Source organism: Streptomyces sp. NPDC048392, assembly GCF_043200575.1.
GTDB lineage: Bacteria > Actinomycetota > Actinomycetes > Streptomycetales > Streptomycetaceae > Streptomyces.
This window is the reverse complement of sequence record NZ_JBICYB010000028.1, coordinates 80,023-89,716: the sequence shown is the minus strand read 5'-3', so window position 1 is coordinate 89,716 and position 9,694 is coordinate 80,023. Positions and strand designations below refer to the sequence as shown.

Sequence of the window (9,694 nt, the reverse complement as noted above, 5' to 3'; positions counted from 1 at the left end):
ACAACAACGACAACAGGGCCTCCGGGAACCGCTCGGAATTCGGTCGCACTCCCGAGCTACCAGGAGGCCCTGCCTTCATGCGCGTACGACCGCAAGATCACCCGACCAGGAACTCCGTTCGACTTGCACGTTCCAAGATCGGTTGAGATACGGCTTCTCACAGCTGCGCCTCGCGCACAAAGCCCACCCGGACGACGCACGCCTCAACGAGGTCTGCGATCACATCAGGCTGGCCGATCCGGTCGCCCGCCGAATCCTCGATGATGACGTCACCGCCGTCGCCCACCCCGACGGAGATCGTCGTCGCCTCTACCTGCCGCACCAGCACGAGGAGACCGAGGTCGAGTTCGTGGCCCTGGAGAGGCTGGGCGACAACACCCGGCTCATGATCGTTGCACCCGGAGACCTCGCTCAGCAGGCCAAGCAGACCTGCACCGCGCAATGACAGGGCTTTGCCGTGGGGACCATCGGCGCCCTGCCGTGACCGGAAACGATCACTGAGTCAACGATTGGCTGTGCATGTTCCCGCCTCGTGGATGCCCTAGAAAGTGATCGGCATGCTCGGCTGGGTGTGGTGGAGTGTTCGGGCGTTGTCAGTGTTTGTCAGTTCACGGAGGTAGCAGACATGTATGTGGTGTTCCTCGCAGCGGGTGGGGCCCCGTGACGCGTGCCCCTGACGAGGCCGAAGCCGCGCTCGTCGCACGGTTGGACGCGCTCGGCATCGCCTGGGCCACCGAGCGTCACGAACCGGTCTTCACCGTCGAGCAGGCCCAGGCACTGCACAAAGTCGGTGATGCCGGTGGGCACGCCAAGAACCTGTTCCTCAAGGACAGGAAGCGGCGGCTGTTTCTGGCTGTGGTCGAGGAGGGCACACCGGTTGATCTCAAGGCCCTCGGCAAGGCCGTCGGGGCCACCAGGCTGTCCTTCGGGAAGCCGGAGACCCTCGCCGACGTGCTGGGGGTCACGCCCGGGGCGGTTACGCCCTTCGCCCTGATGAACGCCGCTCCGGGCAGCATCAGCGTCGTCCTCGACAGCGAACTGCTGGCCCGGAACCCGCTGCACTTCCATCCGCTGCGCAACGACGCCACCACCGCCGTGTCGCCTCAGGACCTCATCGCCTTCCTCCGCGCCTGCGGTCACGAGCCCCTGCTGCTCGACTTCCGCACGCTGGGCCACGGCGGCGGTGCCCTCTCATCGCGCACATGATCGCCGGACTGCCGGCGGGGCATTGTGACCACGAGGGCGGGAATCCCATGGCGCTGATGATGCAGATCATGCGGGAAGACGCGGCCGGAACCTGCAGTGATCAGCAGCCGTTGAATCTGACGGCACGTCCGATCGGTACGGGGAGGTGGCATGGCACAGCCGGTCCGAGCGATTCGGACTTCGATGCCGAGCTCGACCGCATCGAGTACGCGATCACCCAGCGGCCGGACCGCACCTTCGCTTTCGACGAGTTCGGCCCACTGGGCTTCCGCCCGACCGCTGGCTCTCGCCCTGACCAGCAGGCCAACTCCATGAACAATGAAGGGGTGTTCACCGAAGTGCCGGCCCTGCCTCAGTAGGGGCTGAGACTGATGCTGTTTCAGTCGGTGGGTTGCCGCCAGTCGAGCAGGACCCGCTTCTCCGGGGCCTGGCTGCCTTCGGCGCGGCCGACCCGAACATGCTCAAGCTCCAGCAGCACCAGGCCCCGCTTCGATGCGAACGGGGCCGTGCGCCACCAGGCCACCAGGTCGTGCACGTCACCGATCGGCAGGTCGGTCATCTGCTCCAGGTACTTCAACCGCAGCTTGGCCGTCCGCAAGTCTTCCTTGCTGGCCTTCTGGGCGGCGACGAACGCGGCCTTCACCATCAGCCCGCGTCCGTACAGGTCGCCGATGCCGGCGAACCGCTCGTCGGCCCCCGCAATGTGCTCCTTCAAGCGGGCGATCTCCGCCTCGATGTCAGACTCCAACTGCTCAAGCCGCTCACGCGCCCCCGGCTTCAGCAGTTCAGCCAGAACGTGCTCGGCCACGAAGTCTTCGAGCTTCTCGGCGTTGATGCGGGTCCTCCCGCAGCCGTCGCACTTATAGGACGGCGGGGCCTCAGCGTGGGCGCGGCTGCCGATCATGCCCTGCGTGCACTCGTCGCACACCGCGCACCCGCCGGTGAGCAGGTACTCGTGGGCGTCACGCGGCGTGCCACGCTTCTCGCTGCGCTCAACGAACAGAGCCTGCAGGCGCATGTATACGTCCGGCTCCAGAACCCGCTCGTCCCAGCCCTCGATCGGCTCGCCGTTCTCATCCAGACCCGCAAGCCGCGGATTGACCAGCAGCCGGTGCAGAACTTCACGACGGAACTCGTTGCCGCGCGGCGTCAGCATGCCCTTGCTCGTCAGCCACCGCGTCGCCTCGGCCTCCGAATCCCCACCGAACAGCAGCGTGACGGCCTCCCGCAGCAACGGCGCCTCCTGCGGATGCACCACCCCCGCGCGCACGTAGCCCGACAACCGTCCCACGCAGCTGACTCCGATCAACTATTCGCACCTGCGACCCCTCGCGTCGACAACGCGTTAGGAGTCCCTTAGACCTGACATAGGCCAATGTATATCGGGGTCGAGGGCCATGCCTGCGTAAGATCCGGTGAACTGGCCAGCCTTAACGCGATATTTGCAGGCCAGGAGACATCATCTAGGGCCACATGTGACGCGGCTCATAGCAACCTGTACGGGGCAAGTTGCATCTTCACCGATTACACCCACGCTGGAGCGAGGCGAGAGAGAGGCCCGGACGTGCACAAACGACGCAACGTCCGGGCCGCATAGGTGGCTACACATCCAGAGTGATCCCCAGCGCCTTCCACAAGCTCGCCGTCGACACCTTCTGCGTCTGACCCAGCGGAATCGTCTGCGCCGGGAACGAGCCGTCCCTGATCAACTCGTACGCCTTGTCCGAACCGATCCCCAACGCGCGAGCCGCCGTCACCACGCTCACCGCAGCCGGCAGGGACCTCACTTCCTCGACCGACATCCCGCCGCGACGCCCCTCGGAACGAGTGCGCTGCACGGCCATCGCAGATGAGGACAAAGGTGGTCACATCCCTCTTCCCCGCGCCACCTGGCAGGAAGCATACGGCGCCCAAGGAAGCGTCACCTTCGCTACAGCATGATCAGGACACGTAAGGAACAACCCAGCACATTCAGGGGGATCCCACGTGTTCGACGGCAGCGTCTACAAGCGATGCAAGTGCACCGAGCCCAAACTCGACGACAACGGCCAACCGATCCTCGACGCTCGCGACCGACCCAAGACACGCGAACTCGGCGCAAGCTGCCCGCTGCTGAAGAAGCGCGAACACGGCACCTGGTACTACTACGTCAAACTCCCCGACGGCATCGGCGGCCAGCGCCGACGCCCACGCAAGGGCGGCTTCCTGACCCAGACGAAAGCCAAGGAAGCAGCGCAGAAGCTGTGGGACGAAGCCCAAGGCGGCGTCAACGTCGAATCCAAAGAGACCGTCGCCCAGTACCTCAACCGCTGGCACGACAAGCGCGTTGACCTCAAACGCAGCACCCGCAGCGATTACCGCGACTTCATCGACCGCATCCTCATACCCGCGCTCGGCCACCTCTCCGTGCGCGAGCTCCGGGACCGCCACATCCAGGAGATGTTCAAGCAGATCTGGGCCATCAACAAGATCAAGGAAGCCAACCGCATCGCCGCCCAGCAGGCCAAGGCCGCCTGCGACGCAGCCCATCAAGCCTGGAGGAAAGCCCCAACCCCCCGGCCTCCGGAACTCCGCCAGACCTGGCACCAAGCCCGTGAAGCCCTCAAAGAGGCCCGCACCAAGCCCCGCCAGGACACAGGCCCTGGCAGGCAGAAGAAGTACCTCGACTGTCTCTCCGCCGCGCTCGCCGACGCCGTCACCGAGAAACTGATCACCCAGAACTGGGCCAAACTCGTCACCATCCCCAAGTACGAACGCCCCGAGGCGCTCGTCTGGACCGATGAGCGCGTGGCCCGCTGGCGCGCAACCGGCGAGAAACCCAGCCCCGTCATGGTCTGGACCCCCGAGCAGACCGGCGAATTCCTCGACGTGGCCGTCGAACACCCCCTCTACATCATGTGGCACCTCATGACCTTCCGCGCACCTCGCCGCGGAGAAGCAACAGGCCTCCCCTGGGCCGAACTCGACATGACCAAAGGCGTCGCTCACATCAGCGAACAGCTCGTCACCGACTCCACCAACACCGTCTGGGAAGACACCCCCAAGAGCAGCAGCGGCCGCCGCACCGTCGCCCTGGACCACGCGACCTTCGCCCTCCTGACCGCCTGGCGCGACGTCCAGAAAGCCCAACGCGCCGAATGGGAGAGCAAGCACCACCAGTGGCTGAACGCCACCCCACAAGAGCGACAGGCGCTGAAGACGTACGACCATCCGTACGTCGACTCCGGCAAAGTCTTTACCCTGCCCGACGGCCGCCCTCACCACCCCAAGAACGTCTCCCAGGCCTTCGACCGGTTCATCAAGCGCCTTGGCCTCCCGCCCATCAGGCTCCACGACCTGCGCCACTGCGCCGCATCCCTGAGCCTCGCCGCCGGCCTCTCCATGAAGGCCATCCAAGTCCTGCTCGGCCACAGCAGCTACCAGCTCACCGCCGACACCTACACCTCCCTGATGCCGCAGTTCGAGCAGGCCGCGGCCGACGCCCCCCTCGACCTCGTGCCGCGCCGCAAGGGCGTCAGCAAACCCGACGACACGCAGCAATCCGCCACCGAGACGGACACCGCGCCTTCCGCGGCAGCCGTCCCCACTGCAGTGGAGGAGAGCCAGCCGCCGAAGAACACGGGTGAGCCGTACGAATCGGAGCAGCAGGCTGCGGGCGAGCGCCAGGCCCGGGCCTCCCGCAGTAGAGGACATCTGCGGTTGGTGTCCGCTGTCCCCCGGGACGGAGCCCCGGACGCAGCCTGATCGCGCTTTGTCCCCCGCGTGTCCCCCGGGCCACGAAACAGCCCCCTCGGAGATCACTCCGAGGGGGCTGTTCGATGCATAATGCCTGGTCAGGCAGTGCCCCCGGCAGGATTCGAACCTGCGACACCCGCTTTAGGAGAGCGGTGCTCTATCCCCTGAGCTACGAAGGCGTGCCGTCGCTGAGCGGCGGTGCCAACAGGTTAGCGGATCGGGGGCGAGGGTGGAGAGGCGGAGGTAGGGGGTGGTTCGGTGGGGTGGGGGCGTGGGGCACGTTGGGGAGCGTGTGGGGGGCGTAGACCATGCCGGGGGCGTGGGTCATGCCGGGGGGACGTGGACGAAGTGGCCGGCCACGCGTAGGTCCGCTTCGATGTGGCCCGCCGTTCGGGACAGCTCCGGGAGGAGTTCCGTCTCGCAGGCCGCCGTCGTGTGGCGGGACGCGTGTGTCGCCACGTTCAGGGCCGCCACCACCCGGCCCGTGCGGTCGTGTACCGGGACCGCGAGGGAGCGCAGGCCGGCCTCCAGTTCCTCGTCGACCAGGGCGTAGCCCTGGCCGCGGGCCTCGGGGAGGGCCAGCAGGATGCGGCCCGGTGCTGTCGCGTGTGCCGGGAGGCGGGTGCCGACCGTGACGTGGGCGCTCAGGACGCGGCCCGTGGAGGCCCGGGCGGTGTACTGGATCTCGTCGCCCGAGTCCGCCAGGACCGCCAGGGAGGCCGACTCGTGGACGCGGTCGGTGAGGGCGGTCAGGTGGGGCTGGGCGATCTCCGGCAGGGAGGTGCGGGAGAGGGGTGGGAAACCGAGGGACAGAACCCGGGGGGTGAGGGCGAAGGTGCCGTCGGGGGCCGGGGTCAGCAGGCCCGCGTGCTCGTGGGTGATCAGTGCCCGGCGTGCGGTCGCGCGGGCCAGGCCGGTCGCCTTCGCGACCTGGGTCAGGGTCAGCGCGGAGCGGCCCTCGCCGAAGGCGGTCAGTACGGTCAGTCCGCGGGCCAGGGACTCGACGAACTCCCGGCCCAGTTGCTGTTTCGACGCGCCCGTCCAGGTGGCCAGGCCGGCGCGGGGCGGGCCCGGGTGCGGCGGCGGGGCGGTGCGCAGGTCGTCCTCCATCGCCGCGACCGCCGCGCGCAGGCGGGGGAGCAGGGCCGCCCGGAGGTCCGATGCCGTGTGGCGGCTGGTGTGGCTCACCACGCTCGCCACGCACGCCACCCGGCCGGTGCCGGGGTCCCGTACCGGGACGGAGACCGCCAGCAGGCCCGGCTCGATCAACTGGTCGTCCAGTGCCCAGCCGTCGGCCGCCGCCTTCGCCGTACGCAGGTCGAAGTCCTCGTCGGGGGCGGTGCGTTCGCGAGGCGGTACGGCCGGGAAGGAGCGGTCCTCCGGGTCCGCGGCCCGGCGTTCGTGCCAGCGGCGCCAGTCCGGCTCCGTCCACTCGGTGGCGAAGAGCGGGCCCGGGGCGGTGCGTTCAACGGGGAGCAGGTCGCCGATGCGGAAGCTGAGGGACATCGCGCGGCGGCGGGTGGCCTGGTGGATGAAGCGGATGCCGTCCCGGTCGCCGACCGCCAGCGACACCGACTCGTCCAGTTCGTCGGCCAGGGCGTCGGCGCGGGCGGAGAGCAGGGCGGGGAGGCGGAGGGCGGCGAGGTAGGCGTTGCCCAGTTCCATCAGGCGGGGGGCGAGGGTCACGTCGCGGCCGTCCAGGCGGACGTATCCCATGCGGGCGAGCGTCGCCGTGAGGCGGTCGACCGTGGAGCGGGCCAGGCCGGTGGTCTTCTCCAGGCCACTGAGGCTGAGGGTCCCGTCGTCCGCCTCGGTCAGCCGGCGGAGTACGGCGATGCCTCGCAGCAGGGGTGCGACCGCCTCGGCCGGCACATCCGCGTCCGGCGCGGCGGCGGCTCCGGCGAGGGCGGCGTCGTTCGTGGGGCTGGCGGGCATCGACTGACTCTCCGGTGCGGTGATCACGGCAGGCGTGGCCTACGGTAGCCCCGCCCCGCTCCGGCGCTGTCCGCTCTTCCGGGTCCGGTGCCGAGCCGGTGCCGTTCCCTCTTCCGGGCCCGGTGGCGAGCCGGTGGGCGTCCGGTGCCGCTCGTCCCTCCCGGTGCGGTGCCGAGCCGGCGGGCATCCGGTGCTTCCCATTCCCCCGGGCCGGTGCCGAACCGGCGGGGCGTCCGAGGCTGCCTGTTCCTCCCGGTGCGGTGCCGAACCGGCCGGCACCCGGTGCTTCCCGCTTCCCCGGGCGCCGCGGTCCGGGCCGTCAGCCACGGGTGACCCGTACCCGGACGTCCCCCTTCGAGTCCGCCTCCGACACCTTGACCGTGATGTTCCGGCGGGGGTCCTTGAAGGTCTCGCCCGGGGTGAAGGCGGCGTCCGAGAGTTCGGCGTGGACGTTCGGGCTGCGGGTGCAGCCGCCGCTGTCGCGGAGGGAGTCGTAGACCCGTACCGGGCCCATTCCGGTGTCCACGTCCGCGTCGACCTTGTAGATCAGCACGCCGGGGCGGCACACGGTCGCGTCGTTGCCCTCGCGGGTGCGCAGTTCGACGGCGTAGCCGGACCTGCTGTTCAGCGGGAGGACCACCAGCTTGTCGCCGCCCTTGCGGGCCAGCGGCGTCAGCGTGTACTCCGTCGTCCCCGGCGCGGAGGCGCAGTGCACCTGGGACGCGTCGAGCCAGCCCAGCTTCCACTTGTGCCAGCCGAGGAGGTCGTTGTTGGCGCCCCAGTCCTCGCTCATGATGTCCCAGTGGCCGACGGCTCCGCCGCCTTCCTGGGTGTAGAGGTCCGGCAGGCCGAAGACGTGGCCGTTCTCGTGGGGGAGTACGCGGAAGCCGGTCTCGTCGTAGGAGCCGGAGCCGTCGTCCTGGCGGGAGTAGATGAAGGAGGCGTTGGCGACCGGGACGCCGTCGGCGACCGGGGCCTCCTGGTTGCCGGCGAAGGTCACGGACAGGACCGTGTCCAGGGCGGAGGGGCCCGCGTTCGGGGTGACCAGGACGTTCAGGAGGTCGTACGACCGGAAGTCGACCTTCGCGTCGGCCGCCGCCACCAGGTCCTGGACCAGTTTGCGGTAGCCGGGCTCGAACGGGGCGCCGCGTTCTATGCCGTACTCGGCGAAGGACTTCGGCATCCGGAGCCAGTCCCGGACCGGGGTTTCCGGGCGGTAGTCGAGGCGGCCGTAGCTGCTGGTGCGGAACCACTTCTCGGTCTGCGGGAAGAACTCCGCGTACCGGTCGAGCGCCTTGCCCTCGCCGGGCGCGTCGGAGAAGTCGACCATCAGGTTGAGGGCGCGGACGGTGCCGGTCGAGCGGGCGTAGCCGGTGGAGGTCGGCACGCCCTCGGACATCTGGATCTCGGGGCCGCCGCTGATCATGCAGGGACCGTGCGCGGAGGAGCGGGAGAGGACGGCGGGGCCGGGGCCCGCGGTCGAGGTGCCGGGCGCGAGCCGGCCGGTGCCCGCGGAGGTGCTGAGCGCGAGGGTCAGGACGGCGACGGTCCCGATCGCGGCCAGGCGGCGCGGGCGTATGCGGCGGCTCGGCGGCTGCACCTGCGGCTGCATGCGGACCTCCCCGGCCACGGCAGCCGTCCGGCACCGACTGCACCCTGCGCTCACCCTGTGCCGAGGGGTGCGCGGGCGCGCGCTGGAGCAGCCGATCGTGGGTTTCTCACCGGTAGCCGCCGACCGGGGGACGGGCCGGAGAGGCATGTGACCCAGGTCACGGAAAGTTCTTGGGGAGTGGGGAAATAACTGGGGATCGTTTCCCCGTTTAGACCTGTGTCCGAGCGAAACGGGGATTGCTTCCCCGGATCGCGACCCCAGTCGTCACATCCGTGACAGACACCCTCACAGACACCAAGGAGTGCGCCGTGCAGACCGCGACCGCAACCCTCGAGCAGCGCAGGACGCCGCGGCCTCGTGCCGACGCCCTGCGCAATCGGGAGCGGATCGTCACCGCCGCCCGGGAGATGTTCGTCGAGCACGGCCCCGAGGTGCCGCTCGACGACGTCGCCCGCCGGGCCGGCGTCGGCAACGCCACGGTGTACCGCAACTTCCCCGACCGAGACGCCCTCGTCCGCGAGGTCGTCTGCTCGGTCATGGACCGCACGGCACGGGCGGCCGAACTGGCCCTCGCCGAGACCGGTGACGCGTTCGAGGCGCTGGAGCGTTTCGTGCACGCCTCCGCCGACGAGCGGATCAGCGCCCTGTGCCCCATGGTGTCCAGCACGTTCGACCAGCACCACCCCGACCTGGAAGCGGCGCGCGAACGGGTCGAACGACTCGTCGCCGAGGTCATGGACCGGGCGAAGGCGGCCGGTCAGCTCCGTGATGACGTGGGCGTGGGCGATCTGATGATCGCCGCGGCCCAGCTCAGCCGGCCCCCGGCCGGTACGGGGTGCGTGAGCGCCGACCGGTTCGTCCATCGCCATCTGCAGCTGTTCCTGGACGGGCTGCGGGCTCCCGCCCGTTCCGCCCTGCCGGGTGCTGCCGTGACCGTGGAGGATCTGCGCCGGCCCTGCGACCAGTAGTTGCACCACCAGTAGTCACACCCCGGCAGTCACGTCACCAGTAGTTGCATCCCGGCAGTCACGTCACAAGTAGTTACACCCCGGCAGTCACGTCACAAGTAGTCACACCCCAGCGGTCACGTCGCCAGTGGTCATGTCACCGGTGGCTCCGTCGTCGGCAGTCACGTCGCCAGTAGCTCCGTGACTCCTGACCGTCCGATCGAAGGACGGCGGCCCGCGATGGCCGTCGCCCGGAACC

8 protein-coding genes, 1 tRNA gene and 1 pseudogene are annotated in these 9,694 nt (G+C 69.3%); 5 read left to right on the top strand and 5 right to left on the bottom strand.

Going from position 1 to position 9,694, the window contains the following annotated elements:
- Positions 1-142 precede the first annotated feature (142 nt).
- The 3 genes and pseudogenes from ACGFYH_RS28635 to ACGFYH_RS28625 all read left to right on the top strand — a co-directional run.
- Entirely contained in the window at positions 143-445 is a 303-nt protein-coding gene (locus ACGFYH_RS28635; protein ID WP_393806067.1) for a hypothetical protein, read from the top strand.
- A 215-nt stretch (positions 446-660) separates the two neighbouring features.
- The gene (locus tag ACGFYH_RS28630; RefSeq protein WP_393806066.1) at positions 661-1,206 is read left to right on the top strand and encodes a prolyl-tRNA synthetase associated domain-containing protein; all 546 of its coding nucleotides are present in this window, start codon (positions 661-663) and stop codon (positions 1,204-1,206) included.
- Between the two features lie 170 nt (positions 1,207-1,376).
- A pseudogene (locus ACGFYH_RS28625) lies at positions 1,377-1,505 on the top strand (IS630 family transposase); the annotation flags it as partial.
- An 80-nt stretch (positions 1,506-1,585) separates the two neighbouring features.
- Here the strand turns inward: ACGFYH_RS28625 and ACGFYH_RS28620 are convergent.
- Complete coding sequence (locus tag ACGFYH_RS28620; RefSeq protein ID WP_393806065.1) at positions 1,586-2,497, bottom strand: recombinase family protein; 912 nt, start codon at positions 2,495-2,497, stop codon at positions 1,586-1,588.
- Between the two features lie 310 nt (positions 2,498-2,807).
- A complete protein-coding gene (locus ACGFYH_RS28615; RefSeq protein WP_393806064.1) occupies positions 2,808-3,050 on the bottom strand; it encodes a DNA-binding protein in 243 nt (80 codons plus the stop codon).
- Between the two features lie 142 nt (positions 3,051-3,192).
- Between ACGFYH_RS28615 and ACGFYH_RS28610 the strand changes: the two genes are divergently transcribed.
- Positions 3,193-4,950 (top strand): tyrosine-type recombinase/integrase, encoded by a 1,758-nt coding sequence (locus ACGFYH_RS28610; protein ID WP_393806063.1) that lies wholly within the window; start codon positions 3,193-3,195, stop codon positions 4,948-4,950.
- Between the two features lie 97 nt (positions 4,951-5,047).
- On the opposite strand, the gene ACGFYH_RS28605 is transcribed toward ACGFYH_RS28610, so the two are convergent.
- The 3 genes from ACGFYH_RS28605 to ACGFYH_RS28595 all read right to left on the bottom strand — a co-directional run bounded on the left by ACGFYH_RS28605 (position 5,048) and on the right by ACGFYH_RS28595 (position 8,488).
- A tRNA-Arg gene (locus ACGFYH_RS28605) sits at positions 5,048-5,120 on the bottom strand.
- 145 nt (positions 5,121-5,265) lie between these two features.
- Positions 5,266-6,876, bottom strand: a complete 1,611-nt coding sequence (locus ACGFYH_RS28600) for an IclR family transcriptional regulator C-terminal domain-containing protein (RefSeq protein WP_393806062.1) — start codon at positions 6,874-6,876, stop codon at positions 5,266-5,268.
- Between the two features lie 319 nt (positions 6,877-7,195).
- Positions 7,196-8,488, bottom strand: coding sequence for a M6 family metalloprotease domain-containing protein (locus tag ACGFYH_RS28595; protein ID WP_393806061.1), 1,293 nt, complete (start codon positions 8,486-8,488; stop codon positions 7,196-7,198).
- A gap of 308 nt (positions 8,489-8,796) precedes the next feature.
- Here ACGFYH_RS28595 and ACGFYH_RS28590 point away from each other — a divergent pair, with 308 nt between their 5' ends.
- Complete coding sequence (locus ACGFYH_RS28590) at positions 8,797-9,456, top strand: TetR/AcrR family transcriptional regulator (protein ID WP_393806060.1); 660 nt, start codon at positions 8,797-8,799, stop codon at positions 9,454-9,456.
- Positions 9,457-9,694: the final 238 nt, after the last annotated feature.